Raw genomic sequence first — 25,200 nt, 5'->3', positions numbered from 1 at the left:
ATTGTTAAATAAATATGAAATATGACGTAATATAGTAATAAATCTCAAAAATAGTACATTTTCATATCAAATAGATATATATCTAGATCGTCCGGAGACTGGATTTCCATAATAAAGCTGAGCTTTTGACAGACTGACCAAAGGAGTTTACTCTATCAAAAGAACTTGCTAAATTTAAAAATAGATAAGGAAACACATCATGTCTAATGTTTTGATTATTGAAGATGATAATATGCTGGGTGACACTCTCTCCTTATATTTAACAGGGGAAGGCTACCACGTTACACGAGTGGAACAAGCGACTGAGGGTATTGCCCGACTCGATAGGGTACAGCCCGATATTATTTTACTAGATCTGTTGCTTCCAGATTTGGATGGCGTGAATCCCTGCCCACTGATACGCAAGCATACGGACGTACCAATCATCGTGATTTCTACAGAAAACGACATTTCAGAGCGCATTCGTACACTTACGTTGGGAGCAGATGATTATATTTGCAAGCCTTTTAGTATGCAAGAGCTCAAAGCACGGATCGAAGCTCTTTTCCGTCGGATCAAAATCACACGCTTGCAAGGAAGAGGCATTTCACCTGTAGCTGAACCTGAAACAGGCATTACTTTGGATCTGGCGAGAAGAATGGTTACCGTTAATGGTCAGATGGTAGAGATGACCTATTCGGAATTTGAGCTAATGAAACTTTTTTATACGAACCGAGGAATTGTATTTAGTAGATATGCCTTGATTCAGGCTCTCCGTGGCACAGACTCCTTTATTAATGAGAGGGCAGTGGACGTACATATTAACCATTTACGTAGAAAGATCGAAAAAGACCCCAAGAAACCGCAATTGATTAAGACCATTTGGGGAATCGGTTACAAATTTATGCAATAACGCAGCTAGATCCAGGGAATGGATGATTTAATTTGATTAATCTCCTTTTGAACCCTACTCAGTTGCTCTCTCCAGTCTGGATACAGCTCTCCCCCTGAGGTTTCATTGCTGCGCTTCAATGCTTTCTCCAGCTTTATCACCTTTGCCAGCAGCTCAGTCGCGCACAGATTCCCCGTTCCTCCCTTCAGCGAGTGAATTAATCGAAGAGCAGAAGATAACTGACCATTGTCCATTTTTCTCACAACTCTTCTATCAAGATACTGGTATTCCTGTATCCATTTATGTAGGGCAAATTGAAAAATATACACCTTGCCATCCATACCGGCTATCGCTTTCTCCGCGTGAATACCATGTAATTCTTGCAGCCACGCTAAATGAATCCAGCTATTTAACATTCTTGTTGCGGTTAATTCATGTACAGGCTTGAGCAGCACATCATTAATGCCTGCACGAAGACAAACCTCCTGCTCAGGCTGCACAGCATCCGCGGTAAAAGCGATAATGGGGAGTCTGTTAAAAGCTCTGTTTCTTCGAATATGTCTGGCCGTCTCAAAACCATCCATTTCCGGCATATGCAGATCAAGTAGCACCATATCCCATGAGCACCGCTCCAGTAATTCTATAACTTCTCTTCCATTTGTGACTATCGTTACCTCAAAACCACGCTCTGCCAAAAACTCAGTGATCACAACTTGGCTAATCTCGTTATCCTCTGCTATGAGGATTTGATATTTTTGTGTTGAGACCCCAACTTCATATTGGAGGTCCATTGTTGCAACAGCTTCCAGACTATGATTATCTACAGACACTGGCTTTTCCTGCTCAGGTCTCAAGCGGAGCACCTCCAGAAGAGCGCTCCGGGTTACTGGCTTAGACAAAAAGGCATCTACCCCCTGCTCTGTAGCTTCAGCGGCTACTTCTTCCAACTGGAACACGGTTGTAAGCCCAATGACCTGAGTCATTTGCTTATCCAGTATATGAAGCCAATGCCTGCGTGATTCAAGCTCTCTAAAGTCTTCCATCCCCATATCAATCATAACCAAATCAAAATGTTCACCCTTTTGAAAAGCGTCTGAATATTCCTGTAAGGATGAAACGGTGAGTGTTTGTAGCCCCAAATCTTGCAGTAGTTCGTTCAGGCTGTGGCTCACCAGTTCATGCTGTGCAATGATTAAGGCTTTGCCGTTGACTGGTTTTTCCAGCTGTGTGCTTCTCGCATTAAAATCCCCTATTTCAAGCTCCACATTAAAGTAAAATTGACTATACTCTCCTAAACAGCTTTTCACTTCTACGCTACCGCCCATAGCTTCAGCCAATTGTTTGCTAATAGCCAAACCCAGCCCGGAACCCCCATATCTGTGGGTTGATGTACTCACTTGCGTAAAAGGGACGAATAGCTTGTCCATTCCGGTCTTGGAAATGCCTATGCCCGTATCTTCTACCATAAAAGAGACACTCACTCGTCCGTCCTGCTGGCTTACCATTTTTACCTGTAACAATACATGTCCCTGGTCCGTGAACTTAATGGCGTTGGTCAGAAGATTTAAAAGCACCTGTTCCATTCGAAGCGGATCTCCCTTGAACCTTTTCGGTAATTTCGGGTCCGCTATGAAAACGATCTCTACTTTTTTATGTTCCAGCAAAATCCCAACGGTATCTGCGAGATGCCGAAGCATGTGTTCCAGCTCAAATTCCGCCTTTTCCAGTTCTACCCTACGGACCTCCATTTTAGAAAAATCCAAGACATTATTGAGCATGGACAAAAGAGTACGCGAGGAGGCGAGCAGCTTATGGAGATAATCATTCTGAACGTCAGTCAGTTGAGTCTTACTCAACAGCTTTGAGAGGCCAATGATGCCATTCAGCGGCGTTCGAATTTCGTGGCTCATATGAGCTAGAAAAATACTTTTTGCATGGTTAGATTCACTCATCTCCTTTCTTTTCTGCTCGGAAGCTTTATACTCCGTAATATCCAATACATGACCGATGACATATCTGGTGAGTCCCTCGTCCCTGACAGGATGCAAGGTAATTAAAGCTGAATATTCCCAAAACTCCAATTCAAATACGGTCCGATCACCGAACCAAGCCTGTTTGTAGTATTCGGAAAGCTGCTCTAGTGTTTCAAAGGAAAGCTCCAAAATATCCCCGATACGTTTCACATGCTCCCATTTATTGAAATTGACTTGCAGATTCAGACCCATGCGCTCCAGCAATTCACCATCAAGCAGCATATAATAAAATTCATCCCCCCTTTTCTCCAGCCTGAAGGTAAAGCCAGGTTGAACTCGAAGTAAAGTTAGCAGATCATGATTTTTGTCAATCGAACGCTGTCCATTTGTATACCTGGCGGGGATTAGAGCCTGCCCAAACAGAGTTATGAACAATAGACCAATCCCTATTTCCAACCCGCAGGTCAGCAGTGTTCCATCACTTATGCCAAAATATAAGAACAGAACTCCTGCCAGCCCGTATAAGACGCCCGTGAACGCCTGACGAATGAGCTGACGCTGAAAAATCAAAACTAATAATAATATCACGATCGTATATAGCAACAAATCTCGAACCAAGTGTTCGTCCTCCTTGTAATCTCCCATACGTTGCGAGAAGCTGTATCGGAAATATAAAAAAACTCAGGACAGATTCCTTATGCCATTAGGCTTAAAGAACTGTCCCGAGCATTCATTGTACTATAGATTCCATAAGGTTCAAGCTCGTTTTAATATTTGAAACGACTGATCATCACCTTCAAATCAGCAGCCATATTGGAAAGCAATTGAGCAGAGGCTGAAATTTCCTCCATGGAAGCCAATTGCTCTTCTGAGGAGGCGGCCACTTCTTCAGATGTAGCGGCATTACCGGTTGCAATCGTCGCCAGCTCATTGGCTGTCGCTGCAATCTCTTGTACACTGGCTGAGATTTGCTGGGCTATCGAAGCAACCTCCTCTACCTGAGGCGTGGTCTCTCGAATGCCTTCCATCGCATGATTCAGCTTCACAATGGTCGCTTTGGAAATCTGTAGCCCATCCTTCACCTCAGTCGTAACCCTATCCATCGTCTCCACCGTAGTTTCGGTTTCATGTTGAATTTCGCCAATCAAGTTGGCAATCTGGGTGGCAGAACTCTGAGACTGTTCTGCCAGCTTACGCACCTCATCCGCGACGATGGCAAAGCCTTTACCATGATCACCTGCTCTAGCTGCCTCAATAGCTGCATTCAACGCCAACAGGTTCGTCTGATTGGAGATATCGCCAATGACCTTCGTAATTTCTCCAATTTCATGAGAGCGGGCTTGCAAGGTTTGAATCATCCGGTTGGAACGCTCTACTGACTCGTGAATGGAATTCATCTGCTCGCCTGTCTGCTCTACAGATTTTCGTCCTTCCTCAGCTTGCAAGGCAGATTGTCTGGCCAGATCCGCTACTGAAGTCGAGCGTTCAGCGATTCGAGTGATTCCATGTGCTATTTCATCCAGTGCCACCGAGTTATTTTCCAGCCCCATAGTCTGCTTCTCCGCACCGCTAGCAATTTCTTGCACGGCTTGGGACACCTGCTCACTTGCAGCGCTGGTTTGTTCCGCGCTTACCGTCAGCTCATTCGAAGAAAGAGCGACGTGATCTGCACTGTTTCCTACATTCTGAATAACAGATCGCAAGTTGTTCTGCATATTCTGAAAAGCTACTCCTAATTGTCCAATTTCGTCTTTGCTCATGACTTGAATGTCCTGTGTCAGATCCCCGGCACTCACATTTTCCGCCTGTTCTTTAAGTTTTAAAATCGGTTTAATGATGGAACGGATCAGGAAATAAACGATGATAGCACCAATCACAAGACAACCAACAATGGTAAGCAAAGTGCTGATCAAAATCGGCTGAGCTGCTTCATCGACTTCAGATAAATAAAGCGTTCCGCCTATCTTCCAGCCTGTCAGCTTATTGGTCGCATAGTTCATATACTTGAGCTGACCTTCATATTCATATTCGTATTCACCAGTATCGCTTTGAAACATGCGTGATTCAATATCTGTAATTTTGGTGCCTGCTGTCTTCGTTGGATGAACAATGTAAGTATGGTTGCTATCCAGCAATATGGCATAACCCTCATGGCCTACTTTAATATTGTTCAATGTATCTTTAATACCACTAATTTTCAGGTCAATGCCAATAACACCCGATCCATCTGTCGTTGCTCTCGACACCGTAACCGTCATCTGCTTTGAATCTGCCGAAAGATAAGGTGAACTAATCGCTGTCTTTGTTGGTCCCTTTATCGCTTCATCGTACCAAGGTCTGATACGTGGATCATAATTATCGGGTAATTGCTTTTGTGGATAGGTTGTAATTTTAGCGTCTTTCGTACCATAATAGATGGATTCTGCTTCTGGGTGAAGTGCAGCATATTGCTTAAACAACTCTTCCAGTTTAGCTGCTTGTTCCTCCGTCTCGATCCGATTGCCTTTTAGTCTTTCTGCAAAATATTCTGCATCATGTATCTTGGGCTCAATGGCACTATCAATGATAAAATTTGTACGAATTATAGCCTGCTCGGCGCTCTCTTCAATCTGGTTTCGAATCTGCTGACTAGCGCTCACAAACGACAGAGCACCCACGATCATGGATGGTATGATCAAAAATGCAATAAAGGCCACCATTAGCTTTGTTTTGAAATTTTTACTGAGCATCCTCGACACCTTCCGTTTTTTTTCTGAAAACTTCTTCATTACTAAGCATCTCCATTTCATCGCCTGAATTTTGTAACCTATGGTGAACCGCTTAAATCTTGTCGATGATGACAGTCACCCGACAGATTCTCTCTCACGTTTTTTCACATCTCTTGCTGAGATGCTTCGATATAAAAAAATATAAACACGCTAGTCGAATAGGTATATGTACTTATTTTTGAGCGCCACAAGGCTGAACGGAACCGGTTCTTTGATATAATATACCTAAAAATTATTAAAAAAAATGCAGTGTAGATGTTAAGAAATTGTTAGTTTCAACATACTATACCTATCTCTTTACATAAAATAATCCCCTTGAAGGTGGTACACATAGGCTCATTGATCGAAATCACCATATGCTACACCCGCAAGGGGATTAAATACGATTTATTCCATTCTATCCAGCAAAGCCTTAAAATCGTCGAGATGGGTGACCGGTGCCTGACAAGCAAAATGCTCACACACATATACGGCTGGTTTGCCATTCACAAGATCGTAATCATGGATATAAGGAGCTATTTCTGCAATCTCCGGCTGTCCTTTATCCTTAAAAATAACAACCATATCCGGCCTAAAACCAGCTTGAACCACCTGAACGAACTGGGCAGTCTGCGGATCATCCCTTTGACCCACAATCACAATCTCTTTCGTCTTTCCCGTCGCATACAACAACGCGCTGAGCAGCGCTGAGTAGCCTGAGGGGTAATGAGCAACCATCCCGCCAAAAGCCTTAAACTGCTTGGCTGCATAGTCTTCCAATCGAGTTTCCCCCGTTAGCCGCGCAAGCCGCACAAAATTATGGGCCGCAATGCTGTTACCTGACGGAATCGCACCATCATAAATTTCTTTGGGTCTGGATATCAATTGTTCGCTATCTGATCCGGTAAAGAATAATCCGTCCCGTTCTTCATCCCAAAACAGATCAATCATATTCTGATTAAGCGTCAGTGCCCGCCGTAGATATTGCACATCAAAGGTCGTCTGGTACAACTCGATCAAGCCCCACACATAAAAAGCATAATCATCTACATAGCCGGGGTAAGCTGCCTGACCGTCCCGATACCGTGCCAATAGGCGTCCATCCCCCCGTCTCAAATGGTTCCACAAGAACGTCTCTGCCTTTCGAGCTTGCTCAGTATATCTGGTATCTCCAAAAGCTTGCCCCGCCTTGGCCAAAGCAGCAATCATCAACCCGTTCCACGAGGTCAAAATCTTGTCATCCTTTTGAGGATGAACCCGCTGCTCCCTAGCAGTAAACAGCTTGGCCCGTAGCTCACTGACCCGCTGCTCCAGCTCTGGCTCGGTCAAGTCATGCTTGTTCGCATAGGCTTCCAGATTGATATCAATCAGGTTTGGAATATTGTGGCCTTCAAAATTACCGTAAGGTGTGATTCCGTACAAATCGTTGAAAAAAGCGGCATCCTCATCGCCCAGTACAGACTTTATCTCGGAGTCGCTCCAGACGTAAAATCTACCCTCTTCTCCTTCAGAATCCGCGTCCTCTGCCGAATAAAAGGCGCCACCTACATCCGTCATGTCTCTTGCGATATATGTAAAAATTTGTTCAGTGATTTGTCGATACAGTCTCTTGCCTGTCACCTGCCAAGCCTCTGTATACGTGATGGCCAACAAAGCGTTGTCATACAGCATTTTTTCAAAATGCGGCACCAACCATTTCTCGTCCACTGAGTACCTTGAGAATCCCATGCCTACATGGTCGTAGATTCCGCCCCGTGACATCGCATCCAGCGTCTTCTCTACCATTTCCAATGCCTGTTGATTCCCCGTATGTTGTGCATATCGCAGCAGAAAAGACAAGTTATGTGAAGAAGGAAACTTCGGTGCTTCTCCGAAGCCACCATATTCATGATCGAAGGTGTGGCTGTATTCATGGAAAGCTTTATTCAAGCACTGCTCATCCAGTTCTCCGCGATAACCTGCAAGCAAATCCTGTCTTTCATGCTCGGTAAGTACCTGCTCACTCAGCTCCATCAGCTCATCCGGCTGTTCTTTCCACCGGATTCCCACCTTACTTAGCAAATCCAAAAGTCCGACACGCCCAAACTTCTGCTCCTTGGGCAAATACGTACCCGCAAAAAAAGGTCTCTGATCCGGCGTCATCAAAATCGTCAGCGGCCAACCCCCATGCCCGGTCATCGTCTCGCAGATGGACATATAAATATGATCCACATCCGGACGTTCCTCTCGATCCACTTTAATGGATACGTAATCCCGGTTTAATACCTCAGCTACCTCTTCATCCTCGAAAGATTCTCTCTCCATCGCATGACACCAATGACAAGTTGAATAGCCAATCGACAAGAAAATAGGCTTGTTATCACGCTTAGCAATTTCAAAAGCTTCATCTGACCAAGGGAACCAGTTTACCGGATTGTAAGCATGTTGCAATAGATACGGTGACTTTTCCTTGGCTAATCTATTCGGTTTGCTGCTCGTTGACATGGGGCATCACCACTTCCGTAGTTGGATTTTATGCTCGGTATTATTTTACCCTAAATGGTTGGTAAAAGTCGGAAGAACAGAAAAAAGATAATGACCTTTTATCGAATCTATCAATTAATTGTTTATTCAGGTCATAAGTAGGTATGAAAAAGCACTGATGGGTATTCTCCAACAGTGCTTTGTTTACTGCAATCGTACCTTAATAGCCTTTAGCATTATACTCATTAGCGTTTATATCAAATATGTTCAGAGCTTTCAGTAAGGCGTATTCACTTGTTCTGGTCCCTTCTTTTGAAAAATGTGCATCTGGAAAAGCGGGAGACATATGATGGTATCCGGGATAAACATGTAATTCCACTAATACACCATTAAAGACCAGTTGTTTAGCAAAAGATAAGGCTTCATCAATAAATAAATCAACGGTACCTATATTTATATAAGTCGGTGGTAACCCGGCCAATGACTTTGCACGGGCTGGCACATAATACTCACTTACCTCCTCAGAACCCGGTTCAATCCCCAATACAGATTTCCAGCCAAAATAATTACTTTGTTTTGTCCAAATAAACTCTCCTGCGTATGGATGCTCCGGTGCGATACTTGTGCGGTCATCTAGCATTGGCCTCATTAATCTTAGATGATGGATTTCGAATTCCTTCTGATCGCGAATGTACAAAGCTAAGCCAGCCGCCAAACCACCACCAGCGCTACTGCCCCCGACGGCAACTTTCTGAGTATCTATCTCTAACTCTTCCGCATGTTCAATACACCATTTTAGGCCCGAATAACAATCCTGTAACTGACTTGGCTGTACATGCTCTGGCGCTAGGCGATAGTACACAGATACACAACAGAAACCATGTTCTGCAGCAAGAGCTGCATTAGCAGGACGATCCACGACTGGACTTCCTAAGACCATCCCGCCTCCGTGTATAGAATAATATAGAGGCAACTTATTATGCTTTGATTGTTTGGGCTTAATGATTTCTATTTGAATATCTGGACCACTAAAATAACTTGGCACAATCTTTTTTTCCAATGTAACAGGGAACATCTGCGTTACATCTAATGGTTGCATCATTTGAGATTGGTTTTTACGTGATTCCATTAGTGTAGATATGGTAAGATCAGTTGTTGGTATTAAATCAACTGCACTGATAATTTCTGGATCAATCAGATGTCTACTTCTACTTTTTTGCTCCCCCATGGTAGTCGTTTCCCCACTTTCTTTTTTCAATGACAATGAATCAACACATGTTTCCCTTCATTTATTCAGAATCGGCACCGTTCCAAATCCGTTGTTTCTGTCGTTTATATTCATATTTTAAAGATTAAAATAAGCTTTATAAATGAAAACAACGAGTTAGAATCATTTTTGACATAAAAACAATAATGAAAAAATGAGGTGCAATCCAATCTTTTGCCAAACAAAAAAACGTGACCGGATTGGTTTTTCACCGCGATCATCCAGTCACGCCCTAAGCTCACCATTTTATGAGCCAAAACTAAATTTATTGACGCGAGTATAGCACCACGCCACTTTGCAAATAGGTGTTTTTTATGTCCACTTCATGGGGTATCGATTGATATTCGCTGGCGTATCCCCCTACTTTTTATGTGAATACACAATTTTTTTAATGGTTTCGGTAGAGAGAAAAAACTCCTTAGCTAATTGCTCGATACTGCTGCGATTTTGAAAAGCATTTCTGATCGCGGCATTTCGCTGTTCAAGCAACCTTCTCCCGCCACTCAAACTGCCCCAATCCATATATTCCGTTTTTGGCTTAGGAATATACAGAGTCTCTCCTTGAACATATTTTTGAATTTCCGTAATTAGTTTTTGAGGTAAAACTTTTGTAGCATTCGTATATCTCAATTTTGCTCGCTCCTTATTTTGATTCTTTAAAATAAGGTGCAAAGCCAAAAATATTAAAAAAGCTTGTTCAGCGTTAAAAAATTGTTTCGCCCCATACAAAGTAACGCTTTCTCAATAATTGGCTTTGCATGAGTGTAAGAAGTCACAGACAATCCCAATAGATTCTCCATCAGTAGGCACCCCCTTTTACTTCGCAAGTATAGCATAACTCTGCTCACCTGATCTTCATCCATTTACGAGGTGCTGTCGGGACGCTTTTTTGCTCGACTCTTGTTATTCGTAAGCCGATGTTTTATATTGACATAAGAGTAGGTCAAAAACAAAAGAGGTGAACGGACGAGATGTCTCCACGAACGAAGGAACAAAACGAAGAGATCCGGCTGCGGCGACTGGCACAAATCCGGAAAGCCGCTGCCAATGTGTTTTTGAATAAAGGGCCTTTACTGGAAATACGCGATGTGGCCGTGCAGGCGGGACTCGGCTATGGCACGGTATACCATTATTACGGCAATAAGGGTGATCTGCTCCACGATCTGCTATGGGACGCGTTGGAGCGGTCCGGGGGATGGTTGGAGGCCCCGCGTGCTTCGGCTTCGGGGCAGGCGCCGGCGCGCGGGCATTTCGGCTTGGCTGTGGCGGCAGATATCGGGAACACGTCTGCCGCGGATTCCCAAAGCAAAAGCCGCGAAACGGCCGCTACCGCAGAGCTTGGCCCCGTCGCCGCCGCTGGCGTCCGGCTACTGCAGCTTTGGGCGGAGGACCACGCCCTGTACCTGCTGCATAAGCTGGCCGGTGAGGGCTTTGCCTCGCTGCCTGAAGCGCGCTCGGCCCCACTCTCGGCCGCTTTTCGCCGGGAGGTGCTCGCGCCGCTTGCCGCTTTGCTGGAGACTGGGCGTGCGGTGGACGAGGTTGCCGCTTCCGGCGAAAATACGGCAGAGTCGCCGTATCGGCTACACCACGCGGAAATGCTGCTGGCCGCCTTGGTCGGCTGCGCCTCGCTTTCGCTTCGTCGCGGAAAGCTGCACGAGGAGGCCAGGGATATCGCCCGGTTTTTAAAATTATAGAATGGATAAGGAGCGAATCATCAAAGATGATCATCTTAAAATCACCTAGAGAAATCGAAGAAATGAAACCGGCAAGCCAGATCGTTGCGGACTGCTACCGAGAGGTGGTCAAACTGATCGAGCCTGGGATTACCACTCGGGAAATCAATGACTTTGTTGCCAGACACATCACCAAGCTAGGCGGCAAGCAGTTTACGAAAGGGTACAACGGTTTCCCCGCCGAAACCTGCATTTCGGTCAACGATGTGGTCGCCCACGGCATTCCTTCGAACCAGGTGCTTATGGACGGCGACTTGCTGAAGCTCGACATCGTCGTGGAATACGGCGGATGGTTCGGCGATTCGTGCTGGTGCTATGCGGTGGGCAATATCCGGCCGGAGGCGCAAAAATTAATGAAGGTGACAAAGGAATGCTTGGATTTAGGGATTGCCCGTGCACTCCCCGGGGGCCGGCTCGGCGACATAACGTCGGCGATTCAACAGCATGCGGAAGCAAACGGGTTTTCGGTCGTACGCGATTTGCTCGCGCACGGGATCGGACGGAGCCTGCACGAGGAGCCGAGCTACGAGCATATCGGCATCGCTGGTAAAGGCATTCGGTTAAAGGAAGGCATGGTGTTTACCATTGAACCGATGATCAACGAAGGTACATTTCGTATTACGATCGACGACGATCAATGGACGGCGAGAACGGCCGACGGCAAGTTGTCGGCACAATATGAGCATACGATCGCAGTTACACAGGACGGCCCACTGATTTTAACGGCCCAGTAAGAATAAAGACAAACAGTCGGGAATGCGTCATTTTAGGAATAAGTCGCCAACCCGGCCTGCTTGGTCCGGCGAAAGTTCGTAATCCGAAACGTGAAAAAGCGCTGGTCCCAGGCTGGAACCAGCGCCTTTTTACATGGTTTGTATCTTTACCGATTTACGAAAAACCATATTGTTATGCGGTTTTTTATTATGACTTTGGTATCATGTTACGGATTTACACTCTCTCTTGGCTAGCCTATCTTGCATGTATGTTTTTCATTGCATATCTTGCTATTGGCTGAGCAATCAATAGCTCAATCCAAAATGCTACACCAAAATTTCTAAACCAGCTGTGAAAGAAGTTCTGGAAAGGTTCTAGGCTTATTTGTTTCGTACCAACCAAGTTCCTATAATTGTGGTAGGCTACACGAGTCATGCTAATAATAGTAAAGTATAATCAAGCATAAAACTCATAAAGGAGTATATGAACAGTTGAGCAATTTTCTGAGTGAATTTGAGGAAAGATTTAGAGCAGGATTTTTGGAAGATCTCAAAAGCATACTGGAAGAAGTGAAGGATGAAAAAGTTTACGCTTGCGCGTTTGGCACAGACAGCGATTTTGTCACCTTATTTCTAGCTGTTAATACGGAGGAATCACTTGTTAGACATATCACAAACATGAAAGCCCAAGACCTGTGCAACAGCAAGGAAGATGAAATTTATTACAGATGGGGATTAAGCGAATATCAATATGGCGATACAACACACCTCAATCATATTAGCAAATTTCTGTATGCAACCGACAATGTGTTGGACTATAAAGATGAAATGATAAAAATTATGGCCAAGGTAGTTAAAGAAACCGACGATGTACTTTTTACTCAATTCGGCCAATCCAAAGAAGATATTATTTTTTTCGTGTCCATGACAGATGATGATATGGCCGAGGAACTGGAAGATCAGTCTGTAATTCAGATGACAAATGCCAAATTAGTTGATGGCTTCTTGCATCGTTATCAATAATACTAAATCATTCTCTTTCACATGGTTTAACTTTTTTCCAATCTCAAACACTCACTTACCAGCTACTTATTTGTAACCTTTTGAAGATAAATACGGCGCTGGAAGGTACGTTAAATGGGAAGCAGCGAGATAAACTCCTTGCTTCCCATATGCTTATTTTGCGGTTAAATGTTCTTTCAACCACTGTCTATAAAACTGTAGTTGCTCTTTGGTGTGAAAATAATGCTTTCCACGTTCCATCACTTTTAGCTGGCAATGAAATCGGCTTGCAAACGTAGATATGACGTCATATTCACACAAGTCATCTTCAGAGCCATAAAGTATGGCAGTTGGCTTATTCCATGTATCAATTGGATGCGATTTAACATAGCAGTAATAATCCCAATCAAGTGTTTGCCCAATGGGTGTAGATATTTCTTTTTCAACTTTTAATCTATCCTCGCTAACACTGAACCATGTCATCATATTTTTGATTATTCTCTCCATATCTAGCACCGGAGAAAGAAACAGACATTGTGTAAGTGGGATATGATTATAAGCAAGCAAACCAAAATACGCACCCATGCTACAAGCGAAAATACTAATTTCATGCCATTGCTTTTGTGTGTAACGCATGATGATGTCAAGATCATGAACACAATTTTGAACTTTACAGACGTAGGTTTCTTCTTTGCGGTCACCATGTTCAGGCAAATCAAAACTAATGACTTGATACCCTTGTGCCGTTGCTTCTTCTGCAAATATAACGATCACATCATCTGCCTTGTTTGACATATTACCGTGGATAGCTATAAGTATCTTATCTGATTCACCACCCCACAAAATTGCCGGGATGCCCTCGATTTTCAATTTTTGCTTTATCATTACTTTATCCTGCGCTTAAAACAGCTTGTTGTTGTCTTCCTTATCAAAATATTCTTTGTGATTCTATCCTATGATACTACGATGATAAGAAAACTACGCCGCCATCATACTTATGGTATCGAAATTCGCTTGTTTTGCTGAGATGTGACTCCAGAGCAACTTATTATTGACGATACTGATCATAACTTCTGGTTCTATTACATCCTGGTAGGAAAGCATAACCAAAGTTGCAATATCTCCCATCTGATATGCAGCCGTTAATGCCCTTAGAAAAGTTTTCGATTTTTCACTTTCTGGTAAGGATAATTCGCCTTTTAAGAGTTCCTCCTGAACTGCTCCTAGCGATTTTCGTGCCCGATGAAGTGCAACTTTTACCGCTCCCTCCGTTGTTTCAAGGATGTCGGATGTCTCACGAATCGAATATCCAAACACATCTCGCAGCAAAAAAACAGTTCTCTGAAGCGCAGATAAATGATTCATTAAGGACTGCAACGCGATCTCGATTTCAAAAGATCCATGATCCGGTACAGTTACTTTCGCTTGTTCCCTATTCAATATTCGAGTGTAGACTGCTTTTCTCCGTATATCATCAATCCAGGTGTTTTTAGCAATCCGCATCAGCAGTGCCTTGGGATTTGTATGCTCGAATTTATTTAACTTTCCTAATGCTTTTACCCAAGTGTCCTGCACCAATTCTTCCGCATCCCAATTTGATTTCGTAAGCGACAGACAGTAACTTTTCAGGACCGCCTGTAATTCATCAAAGTTCTGGATGTCTAGTGTATTGTCTGTCATCTGTACAGAATCTTCTATGTTCATAGGCCTTCTCCTCTACGGTCATATTCTGCCCTCTGCTAAAGCAAAGCCATTTGCTACCTTCATTGTAAACGAACAAGGGGTTATAGAAGTTACACCATAACGCAAATCATTTTTCCCATTAAAACTCCGTATCTTTTTACGGTCTCGGTTCGTTTACAAGGAGAAATCAACTGAACCAAGAAAATGGGGGTATACAAAATGAGTGTTTATGTTCCTTATGTTGTTGAGCAAACCGCTCAAGGTGAACGATCATACGATATCTATTCCAGACTGTTAAAGGATCGCATTGTGTTTGTAGGAGCAGCCATCGACGATCAATTAGCCAACAGCATTATTGCTCAATTATTGTTTCTGGCGGCAGAAGATCCGGAAAAAGAAATCTACATGTACATCAACAGCCCCGGTGGCTCTACTTCCGCAGGATTTGCCATTTATGATACGATGCAGTACATCAAACCTGATGTGCATACGATATGTACTGGATTTGCTGCTTCGTTTGGCGCGATCCTCTTGCTGGCTGGCACCAAAGGGAAACGTTCGGCACTACCGAATAGTGAAATTATGATCCATCAGCCGCACGGCGGCGCACAAGGGCAGGCCAGCGATATTGCGATCAGCGCCAAAAGAATTTTATTAACTCGTGAAAAGGCAACCCATGTCACAGCTGAACGGACCGGGCAATCTTTTGAAAAAGTCGAAAAAGATATGGACCGGGATTTTTTCATGTCTGCTCAGGAAGCACTGGAGTATGGCATCATCGATCAAGTGATAACTTCTTTGTAGAGTATGCACAAGACTTAATGATCCCCTGCTCTGGCCAAGAAACTACAAGAAAAATACGAGGTGATTTCATGTTAGCAAGTTTGCAAGGCAAGGAAGTAACTATTCATTTCATTGACGGAACATGTGCAAGCGACGGGGTATTGGACCAGATTGACGACAAGTATGTTAAATACCTTACGCAATATCAGACGCTTGTTATTCCAATTACGTCCATTCGCACCGTATCCATAGACATTAAAGAAAAACAATCCAACAGAGTTGGATTCGCCCCATAAATCTAACATAGTATCACAGGTAATCGCCGATCCCACAAGTTTAAGCCATCCTTCCATGATTTGTGGAATCGGCAACCCGCATGGGTGAAAATTTCATTTTACGGAGGCATGGTATTATGGAAATCTCAAAGGGAGTGGAAATGCTTCAACTAGATTTTCATGGGAACAGGATTCATCCCATTCTGTTGTGGGATCGAGAAATGGCAGTGTTAGTAGATACAGGATTTCCAGGACAAATCGAAGATTTACGCATGGCTATGGAAAAGGTAGGCGTGTCGTTTGGCAAACTAAAAGCTGTGATTTTGACACATCAGGATGTGGATCATATAGGTTGTCTTCCTGAGATTTTGCAGGAGTGTGGCAACAATATTACAGTATATGCGCATGAGCTGGATAAGCCGTATATTCAAGGGGAACTCCCTCTTTTAAAAGATGGTCACCTTGAGAATCCCCCGAAGGGCAGAGTGGACAATACCTTAATAGATGGTCAGGAACTGCCGTTTTGCGGAACAATTCGAGTCATCCATACGCCTGGGCATACCCCTGGTCATATCAGCCTTTATTTGAAGCAAAGTAAGATTCTCATTGCTGGTGATTCGATGTACAGCGAAAACGGGATTCTCAGAGGAATTCATGCTCCGACTACACCTAATATAAGTGAAGCTCGTCTCTCATTGAAAAAGTACTTGGATCTCGACATTGCATCGGTGGTTTGTTATCACGGGGGATTAAGTAATGTAGAAGTTAATGACCAGATATTAGGACTTAGCAAAGGATTATAAAATTTACTCTTAGTTACGATATCAAAACTGGATTCCCTTGTAGATCGAAAGGGTCCGGTTTTTTCAGTTATGTGAGATGCCTCCATGTAGCGACTAGCGCAAAAATTCAATAAGAATTAATGATTGCTGCTTCCGTTGGCGGTGAACAATACTATTAAGAAAATTTATATGGTTTAATTCTTTCTAGATCTTTCATAATACAACAAATTGATTAACCCTCGAAACTGTAAATACAAGACCCCACTTTAACGAGATCGGAAGATACTGAATTTCCAATGCATATGCCAATATTTTTCTTCTCAGCTATTGAAGTTGAAATTTGAACCGAGCTAACGCTTAACACTGTCTCAACTTGATCTGCATTTTTAATAAGAATTTTATCTCCTATGATTTTTTTATTTCTGGGTAGGTTAAATGATCCAATTCTTTGTTTGTTCCTACTATGATTGTTCCTTCATCTATTGACTCAAAAGCCAAACTAACATTCATTATTTTTTCCATTTTAGACGTTGCCCTTATCGTTCTTCAATATATAGTCCACCCTTTACAATTTGGATTAGAACAACAACCACCTACTCTTTTAGATAATGTATTTTTTGTATTTTTGCAGAATTCATCTCTCACATTAACCGATCCTCCTAGCAATATGTATTTAAAAAGAACTTTATAGTAATAGTGATGAGAGACGTATTTCGGCTAGTTACTCAAATGATTTGAGTTGTTATTGGCATACTAAACATCTACTTTGATTAGTTTCATAGCTAAATATTACTATTACGCCCACCAATCTTTATCAAATAAAAGTTTATCCCTCGAAAGTTGGATTACAGAATGTGTAAACAAACTTTCTCATCTATAAAGAAAGCCATCTGTCTACACGTATTTCCCAAGCCTTATACTGCACCTATGTAATAAAAAAAGTAACTCCTAATGTGAGAGCTACTTAAAAAAGCTTAAATGGCATTGCCATTTGTTTCTACGATTTTTGTAAAGATAGTTTATATAATTCACTTACGATTCAATAGTCGTTTTTTCTACGAAGTTTCCATTCTCTTTAATAATCATCCTTGCCAACCTTCGTCCCGCTCTCTTAAAGAAAAATTCGTCAGTATAATTCTCTGAAACTATCGCTGAAATTTGATTTATGACCTCATTCTTTTTGTCATATTCTATTTTCCCCATTACATCCTCGCTCGGTCCATAACTATATACGACTCTTTCCTCGTCTTCGTAATCTTTTAACATGATTATATATACGGCCATTATTCTCACTCCTCGTAAATCTTCTCCCAATTCCACGGTCTTCCAGATTCTACAGTTTTATCATGCGCTGTTCTGTAATTCGTATGAAATATGCCTTCAAATCTCGATTCAAAAAGCTCATGATGTAGTAATTGTACATCAGAATCCACATACTTCCCATCGATTAATCTCTCCCACGCTTGTGATAGCTCAAAGTCTGGGTCAAATCTCCCGATTCCATGATCTTTAATGTGGATATCGTTAAAAACATGGTCTTTAATTCTTTGAATTCTATTTTGTGAAAAACCGGTATTTTTAGAAATAGCTTCTACGTCTTGATTTCCTAAATTCCTAAATTTTTCATACAACTCTTCTGCAATAGCTTCTTCTCTAAAAAATTGGTCTGGAGAAATATTACGAGCACCAGTTTCAGCATAATTAAAATCGTTTGATTTTATAATAGAAGAGCGCTGTTCACTATCTTTTAAGATATTGCTCGTACTTTTAGCGCCTTCATACTTAACGGATCCCTCCAAAAGATTTTTGGGCTTAATCAGTGCTTTGGTCGACGTAGAACCTATCATCAATCCTGCTGTACCAATCATATTAGCCCAGTGTTCCTTTGACCACGCATTGGTAGGATTGAATGCACCCTGAATCATGCCTGTTACTCCAAATGTACCGAAATTGAGCATGTCATTCCATGAATCGTTTTGTTTGGCTGCTCGTTCCATGTACCCTTGATACATTCCTTTTGGAATACCGTACGTCATATAATCCATGAAGCTCCAGAATGAATCAAATTTTTTCTCATATCGTTCTGAATTAGCTACTACAAAATCCTGACCAAGCCCTGCTAAGCTATCCGCCGATTTTTGGAAAGCATTTCGAGTATCTGGAGCAGGAACAGAACATGAATTAGGTGGAGGTGGTAAACAACTGGCGTCAATATTACCTGTTTCCAATAAATCAGTTAATCTAAACTTATCTGCATGATGGCGCAATTCTTTTGCAATAGAATCTGTAAGTGTAACAAATTCATTCATAATCTTCTGGGATGTTTGAAATCTGTAATAGAATTGCTCCTTCGTTATGCCCTCCCAGAATCGTTCCATAAACGAGATATGCTGCGATAACTTACTATTCATCTGCATCACCGTTTGCAGCGCAAGCTCAAACTTCTTAGAGACAGCTATAAGATGTTCGGGTGTCACTTTAATGGTTGTCATAATGTACCTCATTTTGAGTTCGTTAGGACATAATACCATTATTCTAATTTATGGAAAACCTGCTTCATTCCTAATTGTTATAAGAATCAGAAGACTTATTCCCTATGACCTCTGACTTATATTTATTCAAATACTTCTCTTTTGCTGTCCATTCCTAAAATACATCTTACTTAAGTTATATGATTCACCTTATAAAAATAAGCCGATACATTGAAAGCTCGATCTCTTAGTTTCGGTAGTTTATCCCATCAATTATTTCAATTATCGTCAAAGCCCCTGCTTTGTACCCTGAAATATAATCTGAGGCAGATAATATAGAAATCAGTACATCATTTAAATCGGATAGTTCTTCGATTAATTCGTAATCTTGTTCCGACAATTTTGCTTTTAATGCTTTCATAGAAGCGGATATTTTCTGATGGACTAGCTCAAGCTCAGGGTTTTTAGGTTTGGTTCGTTCGCTTGGGTACCATTTTCCACAGTATAAATCCTCCAAGATACTCATATATTCATCTTCTTCTCCCTTTTAATAAGATTTTGTGTAAATTCCAGAATCGTAGATGCATTTTGTTCCCTGAAAATAGAATATCCCATTGTAATGTCAATAATGATGATTTAGCGAATATATCACTAGAAACCATTAAAAAGCCCTACCCCGTAGGATAGAGCTCTACTTTTCTAATGACAACTTTGACAAAGTTGCATTTTCTACTCTAATTTATCTGATCTAATTGTTCGGGTGATTAAACTAATTTGGCATCGAAGTGTGTTTTGAAATTGAATCGATAATTAAATCCCAGTCGTCATAGTGAATCTCATGTCCGGCACCTTCCAATGCCAGTAAAAGCGCACCCGGAATTTCGTTAGCAAGATGTATTCCGTGTTCATAAGGGATAATCGGATCTTCAGTACCGTGTATAACCAGTGTAGGAACGTTTATTTCCCCTGTCCTAGCCAAATAGGATTCTCCACCTGACAGCATTGCGTGATTATTCATACTAGCCATATTATTGCTTCTTTTCCATTCTTCTTTTGCCAATTGATAAACCTTATTCTCATCGAAGGAATGCTTTGAACCTACTAGAATTCTTGATCTACCCACCACAAAATCAACCACCGATTGTTCGTTCGTCCAATCTATTGCTTCCATATTCGAGAAATAGTCCATAACCTTTTCCTCCATCGGTGGAAGATCGGGAGCAAAATTGGACGTGGCTAAAAGAGTCACCGTTAATACTCTGTCTGGATGTCGTAGAGCTATCATCTGAGTCAGCATTCCGCCCATAGACATCCCTACGATATGCGCTTGTTCAATCTTATAAGCATCCAAAACTCGAATCGCATCATCTGCCATGTCTTCAAAAGTATAGTCTGGTTGACCCGGTTCATAAGTTGTAGAACGTCCGACATCTCGGTTATCGTAACGAACGACAAAACGACCTGTATCAGCTAAACGCTGGCAGAATTCTTCCTCCCACCAGATCAGTGAGGATTGAGCGCCCATAATCAGTAATATTGCTGGGTGAACTCGCTCGCCGAAACTCTCACTACAGATTTCTATTCCATCGCTTTTTATAAGTAGTTCATTCATGTAGAATTCCTCCCTTCAATGATATATAACAAAAAAACACCGAATATTACCTTCATCACTTATCCTTATTAAGTACTTCCAGTGCCTCTGCCTTAGACAAACAGGAATTACCGATCTACTCGGTCGCTAGTTTAAGATATTTTGTTGCAAGAAATTTAGAAAATCTCTTTGCATAGAGCCAAGCGTAAGAATTTTTTTGATTATCCTAAACCTACTGTGCTGGCCTTTGATTTTAAATGACCATATTGCAGAAGACAGGTGTCCAGAATGATATTTTTGTTCTTGTAAATCAGCTATTTCATATTCAACTTTTTGTACTACTTTTGTGGAAAATAGATTGAGGAAAAGGATAATAATCCTATCATTATTTAAGAGTAATATGGCTCGACTTGTATAAGCCGAAAAGCTCTGTGGAGTTGAATAGCAGATGAGCATGTCAGATTCTCTATGAGGTTCTGCTAGCTTGTCGATCAATTTTTTTGTAATGAATAGCATGATCAAATCCCTCTCTATCTGGATGTTTAAATGAATTGACAGTAAAGAATATCCGTCAAAAATATTATACTACACAAGCAAACTATTCCAAAAAAAGATAGTCATCTGTAGCCTGTTTGAATAATTGGATGAATTGAAATTTGGATAAATTAAGCTCTTTACATAGTATTATTGCAGGTATTGTATCCTCCACCGTTAAAGATGTTATTAATCTTAACGAAATGAATAAATCATGGATTATTGTGGTATTATTTCGGATTATTGTTAATACTACGAATCTGAGGAGGGTAATAATGAAGTTACATACCAAATTTTCAAGACAATTATGCCGGAATATCGAGCTCATTTGTGACTTCATGGGTAATAGTTCGGATTTTGTTGTTCGTGAGATCACAGCTGGTCATTCACACGCCGCTCTTTTTTATTTGGACGGCATGACCGACATGCAAAAGGTACAGGACAACGTGATCCGCCCGTTGCATGATCGTGTCTCCTCTGATGAGATTACTTTACCGTTATTGAAAAACGCAATTTTGGACATTGGTGAAGCAAGCTTCACTCAAAATTTTGAAGATGCTTTGGAACAGATCCTCTCCGGTGGTCTTCTCCTACTGCTGGATGATATGGATGAAGGATTGGTCATTTCATTGCCTGGATGGGAAGAACGCAGCATTTCGGATTCAAAGACACAGCCAGTGGTCAGAGGTCCGCAAGAAGCGTTTACAGAAACTTTGCGTACGAATACGACTATGGTTCGTCGAAGGGTGAAGGATACAAGAGTACGTCTTACTGCGGTAAAAGTTGGCGAAAAAACTAAGACCGATATATCTGTCATGTATTTACATGGAGTCGCTGACCCAAAAAAGGTGCAGGACATGATATCCAAGTTAAAGAACATGCAAGTAGAAGGTGTGCTTGAAAGCGAATATTTGGAAGAATGTCTCCATGAAGATAAGCAATTCACGATATTTCCACTCTTTTATAATTCTGATCGCCCAGACTCCATTGCAGCAGGAATCATGGAGGGGAAAATTGCAATATTTGTGGATGGATCTCCCTTCGCCATCCTTGCACCTGCGGTGTTTGCAGATTTCCTCCAATCCGCAGAAGATTATTATCAGTCCTATGTTTACGGTAGTATCATTCGAATATTAAGGTACATCTGCCTAACAATCTGTATGTTGGCTCCGGCCATTTATGTCGCATTAACGACATTCCATCAGGATATGATTCCAACAGTTTTATTATTAAGCTTATCTGCGCAACGTGAAGGAGTTCCATTCCCAGCATTTATTGAGGCGATGATCATGGAAGTGGTTTTTGAAATTCTGAGGGAGGCAGGTCTCCGTATGCCACGGACGGTCGGTCAAGCCGTTTCTATTGTCGGGTCCATCGTGATTGGCCAGGCAGCTGTAGAAGCAAACATCGTTTCGGCTGTTATGGTCATTGTTGTTGCAATAACTGCCATTTCGAGCTTTGTCATTCCCTCGTACACCTTTGCTATTCCAATTCGGATATTACGTTTCGCTTTCATAGGCATAGCCGCTATGTTTGGTGTGTACGGATTGACTGTCGGTATTCTCATGCTCTTTGTACATCTAAATGGGCTCCATTCATTCGGTGTACCGTATTTGAGTCCCTTTGCCAATTACAAATCGTCGGAGCAGAGGGACGCCATATTGCGTTTTCCATATAAAACTAAAAAACAACGCAAAAACTAAAGGAGTAGACCATCATGAACTCGTACCGATCCACCATTTTATTAACGTTTATGTGCATCTGGCTAATGGTGTTTCTTACGGGTTGCTGGAACAGTAAGGAATTGAGCGCAATTTCCGTCGTGATGGCTCTGGGCATTGATGCAGTTGATGACCAATATGAAGTCAGTTTACAAGTGGTTGACCCATCGAAAATGTCTCAGAATTCCCCTATGGAACGGACGCCAACGATCGTTTTTTCCAAACGCGCCGATACCATATTTGAAGCTATTCGAAAATTAACAACAGAATCGTCTCGGAAAATGTATATGTCTCACTTAAAGTTTGTCATTTTCGATGAAAAAACGGCAAAAAAAGGAATCAAGGAGCCGTTGGACTTTCTATTCCGTGACCATGAAGTTCGGCCTGATTTCTTTTTGGCCGTTGTCAGAGAAAATTCGGCAAAAGAGGCCGTTACATTTGTAGCTCCAACCGAGATCTTGCCTGCAATGGATATGTATAAGGCATTAAAGAACTCTGAAAAAGCATGGGCTCCAACTTCTGCAGTCAATGTAAAAGATCTATTGCAGAAATTTACGGAGGATGGCATTGAACCGGTTCTCACCGGTATTCGACTGACAAACCTAGAAAAAGGTCTAACTATTGATAATGTGACAAAATCGCCCCAACATGTTAAATATTTTTTCACTGGAATTGGTGTTTTCAAGGGCGATCGACTTATCGATTGGATGAATGATTCGCAAAGTAAAGCCTTTACCTATATATCAAACCGTGTTTCCAGTACCGTAGCTTCCATCGATTGTCCGAATTCCAAAGGTAAATTTGTTGTTGAAGTAATCCGTTCCAAAACAAAGATGCGCCCACAAATAATAGATCATGAGCCGCACATTACTCTGATTGTGGATACAGAATCCAATATCGGAACGGTCTCGTGCAAGGCCGACCTTAAGAATGAAGAGACATTTAGAGATTTTCAAAAATCAGCTAAAGAGCATCTGGAACAGTCTTTGAAGGGAGGCATTCGAAACGCACAACAAATGGGTTCCGATATATTCGGATTTGGAGAAGCTTTTCACCGCAAGTTCCCGCATGAATGGCATAGATGGAAAGAGGATTGGCCACAAAAATTCCAAACTCTTAAAGTGGATATTCAGCTCAATTATCGTTTAGTTCGGTTCGGAGACATTACCAGTCCAATTGATATGGGAATACACAATCAGGAGTGATTACATATGCTTTATGTTATTCTCGTAACTTCCATTTTAGCATCGTTGTATGAGTTTAAAAAATTTAAAGAGAAACACTATGTGCGTGAAATTGTATTCAGCTCGGTATTGTTGATTATAGGCGTCATATTGATTATCCTACGGATCGTCAGCATTAAACTGCCGACTCCACTGACGGGCATTCAAATCCTATTTCAACCGATAAGCCGGTTACTTACAGAAATGTTATCTTAAGGGGGTATTGGGATGAATTCCAACTTGACCGTTCGACAAGCTATTATGTGGTTTGCATTATATCAAATAGGAAGCGCATATCTGGTACTCCCAGCGGCAATTACCGCTACCGCTAAACAAGATGCCTGGCTCTCCATCCCAGTCTCCTTAGGGTTTCATCTGTTATTGATACCTTTATATGCCTCCATCGCTAGGCAAATACAGGGAAAATCTTTCGTAGAGCATCTCCGTTGCCTCTTCGGTCCTTTTTTAGGCGGGACGATCAGCATCGTTTTCATTTTTTTCTTTCCCTTTCTTGTGTTCATTATGACGCTTCGAAATCTGGGCGACTTTATCACGATAGCTATTATGCCTGAAACTCCCCCCGACGCGATATATTTCATCATGCTAATAGTCATTTATTTCGCCGTTCGATCAGGCCCTGCTGTAATTGGCCGTTGTGCGGAAATCCTGTTTTTTTTCCTTCTTGTTCTGTATCTTTTGGTCAGGATTACCCTTCTTCCTGAGAGCAACATAGATAATGTGCTCCCTATTTTTGAGTATGGTTTAAACCCTATCGTTCTCGCTTCGTTCAATTTGTTTGCCTTTCCCTATCTTGAGGCATTTCTGTATCTTTTTTTCGCACAGTACATCCCTGATCCAAAAAAGTGGAGAAAGACAGTGATAACATGTGCTTTGATTAGCGGCGGCATGTATTTTTTCATGGTTCTACAAATAATCGCCGTGATGAGTGAAGGTGTTGTATCTAATTTGACGTTTCCTACTTTTTTTATTAACCGAACAATCAGTAGCGGAGAGTTTCTTCAACGGTTTGAAATTTTTGTTGCCGTGTTTTGGTTTGTCACCATTTTTTTCCGACTCGCACTGCTTTTATATGTGTCAGCGCAAGGGCTTGCAGATGCTTTTCGCCTGCGGAGCGCTAACTCTCTCTTAATTCCTCTGATCCTAATTGCAATGGCAATGGTTCATTCTATCTGGCCAAACATGCAGTTTATAACCATGTTTTTTTCAGTATGGCCTTTTTACGCCATGATTTTCGGTATTGTGTTTCCTATTGTGCTATGGCTGATGGGCAAGGTAGGCGGCTCGTTGAAATTACGTAAAAAGTATCACTAAAGTTGCGTTGGCTGTATAAACATACGGTCCTCAAAT

The 25,200-nt window shown here is 41.9% G+C and carries 23 protein-coding genes; 11 read left to right on the top strand and 12 right to left on the bottom strand.

Annotated features, from left to right (window positions below; genetic code table 11):
- Positions 1-199 precede the first annotated feature (199 nt).
- A complete protein-coding gene (locus MKX36_RS11275) occupies positions 200-892 on the top strand; it encodes a response regulator transcription factor (RefSeq protein WP_016819022.1) in 693 nt (230 codons plus the stop codon).
- A gap of 5 nt (positions 893-897) precedes the next feature.
- Here the strand turns inward: MKX36_RS11275 and MKX36_RS11270 are convergent, their stop codons facing one another.
- The 5 genes from MKX36_RS11270 to MKX36_RS11250 form a co-directional block, all read right to left on the bottom strand.
- Positions 898-3,462, bottom strand: coding sequence for a hybrid sensor histidine kinase/response regulator (locus MKX36_RS11270; RefSeq protein ID WP_340864683.1), 2,565 nt, complete (start codon positions 3,460-3,462; stop codon positions 898-900).
- Between the two features lie 149 nt (positions 3,463-3,611).
- Positions 3,612-5,612, bottom strand: a complete 2,001-nt coding sequence (locus MKX36_RS11265; RefSeq protein ID WP_025364824.1) for a methyl-accepting chemotaxis protein — start codon at positions 5,610-5,612, stop codon at positions 3,612-3,614.
- 387 nt (positions 5,613-5,999) lie between these two features.
- Positions 6,000-8,075, bottom strand: a complete 2,076-nt coding sequence (locus tag MKX36_RS11260) for a thioredoxin domain-containing protein (RefSeq protein WP_340864682.1) — start codon at positions 8,073-8,075, stop codon at positions 6,000-6,002.
- A 199-nt stretch (positions 8,076-8,274) separates the two neighbouring features.
- On the bottom strand, positions 8,275-9,282 hold the full coding sequence (locus tag MKX36_RS11255) for an alpha/beta hydrolase (RefSeq protein ID WP_340864681.1): 1,008 nt from the start codon (positions 9,280-9,282) through the stop codon (positions 8,275-8,277).
- 399 nt (positions 9,283-9,681) lie between these two features.
- Complete coding sequence (locus MKX36_RS11250; RefSeq protein WP_031463493.1) at positions 9,682-9,951, bottom strand: CD3324 family protein; 270 nt, start codon at positions 9,949-9,951, stop codon at positions 9,682-9,684.
- 341 nt (positions 9,952-10,292) lie between these two features.
- On the opposite strand from MKX36_RS11250, the gene MKX36_RS11245 reads away from it, so the two are divergent.
- The 3 genes from MKX36_RS11245 (at position 10,293) to MKX36_RS11235 (ending at position 12,790) form a co-directional block, all read left to right on the top strand.
- Complete coding sequence (locus MKX36_RS11245; protein WP_340864680.1) at positions 10,293-11,015, top strand: TetR/AcrR family transcriptional regulator; 723 nt, start codon at positions 10,293-10,295, stop codon at positions 11,013-11,015.
- A 26-nt stretch (positions 11,016-11,041) separates the two neighbouring features.
- A complete protein-coding gene (gene map, locus MKX36_RS11240) occupies positions 11,042-11,788 on the top strand; it encodes a type I methionyl aminopeptidase (protein WP_016819015.1) in 747 nt (248 codons plus the stop codon).
- Between the two features lie 471 nt (positions 11,789-12,259).
- A complete protein-coding gene (locus MKX36_RS11235) occupies positions 12,260-12,790 on the top strand; it encodes a DUF4303 domain-containing protein (protein WP_031463491.1) in 531 nt (176 codons plus the stop codon).
- Between the two features lie 153 nt (positions 12,791-12,943).
- On the opposite strand, the gene MKX36_RS11230 is transcribed toward MKX36_RS11235, so the two are convergent.
- Positions 12,944-13,654 (bottom strand): alpha/beta hydrolase, encoded by a 711-nt coding sequence (locus MKX36_RS11230; RefSeq protein ID WP_340864679.1) that lies wholly within the window; start codon positions 13,652-13,654, stop codon positions 12,944-12,946.
- Between the two features lie 93 nt (positions 13,655-13,747).
- On the bottom strand, positions 13,748-14,473 hold the full coding sequence (locus tag MKX36_RS11225) for an RNA polymerase sigma factor (protein WP_340864678.1): 726 nt from the start codon (positions 14,471-14,473) through the stop codon (positions 13,748-13,750).
- A 198-nt stretch (positions 14,474-14,671) separates the two neighbouring features.
- On the opposite strand from MKX36_RS11225, the gene clpP reads away from it, so the two are divergent.
- The 3 genes from clpP to MKX36_RS11210 all read left to right on the top strand — a co-directional run bounded on the left by clpP (position 14,672) and on the right by MKX36_RS11210 (position 16,313).
- Positions 14,672-15,256 (top strand): ATP-dependent Clp endopeptidase proteolytic subunit ClpP, encoded by a 585-nt coding sequence (clpP, locus tag MKX36_RS11220; RefSeq protein WP_340864677.1) that lies wholly within the window; start codon positions 14,672-14,674, stop codon positions 15,254-15,256.
- A gap of 68 nt (positions 15,257-15,324) precedes the next feature.
- A complete protein-coding gene (locus tag MKX36_RS11215; RefSeq protein ID WP_016819010.1) occupies positions 15,325-15,531 on the top strand; it encodes a hypothetical protein in 207 nt (68 codons plus the stop codon).
- 116 nt (positions 15,532-15,647) lie between these two features.
- Positions 15,648-16,313: an MBL fold metallo-hydrolase gene (locus MKX36_RS11210; RefSeq protein ID WP_031463487.1), complete on the top strand. Its 666-nt coding sequence runs from the start codon at positions 15,648-15,650 to the stop codon at positions 16,311-16,313.
- A gap of 1,011 nt (positions 16,314-17,324) precedes the next feature.
- On the opposite strand, the gene MKX36_RS11205 is transcribed toward MKX36_RS11210, so the two are convergent.
- The 5 genes from MKX36_RS11205 to MKX36_RS11185 all read right to left on the bottom strand — a co-directional run bounded on the left by MKX36_RS11205 (position 17,325) and on the right by MKX36_RS11185 (position 20,870).
- Positions 17,325-17,576 (bottom strand): hypothetical protein, encoded by a 252-nt coding sequence (locus MKX36_RS11205; RefSeq protein WP_016819008.1) that lies wholly within the window; start codon positions 17,574-17,576, stop codon positions 17,325-17,327.
- Positions 17,577-17,581: 5 nt separating this feature from the next.
- Positions 17,582-18,784, bottom strand: a complete 1,203-nt coding sequence (locus tag MKX36_RS11200) for a WXG100 family type VII secretion target (protein WP_340864676.1) — start codon at positions 18,782-18,784, stop codon at positions 17,582-17,584.
- A gap of 226 nt (positions 18,785-19,010) precedes the next feature.
- Positions 19,011-19,289, bottom strand: coding sequence for a DUF6809 family protein (locus MKX36_RS11195; protein WP_164965024.1), 279 nt, complete (start codon positions 19,287-19,289; stop codon positions 19,011-19,013).
- A 243-nt stretch (positions 19,290-19,532) separates the two neighbouring features.
- Entirely contained in the window at positions 19,533-20,375 is an 843-nt protein-coding gene (locus MKX36_RS11190; RefSeq protein WP_340864675.1) for an alpha/beta fold hydrolase, read from the bottom strand.
- Positions 20,376-20,501: 126 nt separating this feature from the next.
- Positions 20,502-20,870, bottom strand: a complete 369-nt coding sequence (locus MKX36_RS11185) for a hypothetical protein (RefSeq protein WP_031463484.1) — start codon at positions 20,868-20,870, stop codon at positions 20,502-20,504.
- A gap of 293 nt (positions 20,871-21,163) precedes the next feature.
- Here MKX36_RS11185 and MKX36_RS11180 point away from each other — a divergent pair, with 293 nt between their 5' ends.
- Genes MKX36_RS11180 through MKX36_RS11165 form a run of 4 tightly spaced genes read left to right on the top strand, consistent with a single transcriptional unit; the run spans position 21,164 to position 25,164 of the window.
- The gene (locus MKX36_RS11180; RefSeq protein WP_340864674.1) at positions 21,164-22,591 is read left to right on the top strand and encodes a spore germination protein; all 1,428 of its coding nucleotides are present in this window, start codon (positions 21,164-21,166) and stop codon (positions 22,589-22,591) included.
- 14 nt (positions 22,592-22,605) lie between these two features.
- Complete coding sequence (locus MKX36_RS11175; protein ID WP_016819003.1) at positions 22,606-23,814, top strand: Ger(x)C family spore germination protein; 1,209 nt, start codon at positions 22,606-22,608, stop codon at positions 23,812-23,814.
- Positions 23,815-23,820: 6 nt separating this feature from the next.
- Positions 23,821-24,048, top strand: coding sequence for a hypothetical protein (locus MKX36_RS11170; RefSeq protein ID WP_290403927.1), 228 nt, complete (start codon positions 23,821-23,823; stop codon positions 24,046-24,048).
- Positions 24,049-24,060: 12 nt separating this feature from the next.
- A complete protein-coding gene (locus MKX36_RS11165; protein ID WP_019687181.1) occupies positions 24,061-25,164 on the top strand; it encodes a GerAB/ArcD/ProY family transporter in 1,104 nt (367 codons plus the stop codon).
- Positions 25,165-25,200: the final 36 nt, after the last annotated feature.

The sequence above is a fragment of the Paenibacillus sp. FSL W8-0439 genome, assembly GCF_038008995.1.
Classification (GTDB): Bacteria; Bacillota; Bacilli; order Paenibacillales; family Paenibacillaceae; genus Paenibacillus; species Paenibacillus polymyxa.
This window is presented reverse-complemented; position numbering and strand designations above follow the sequence as displayed.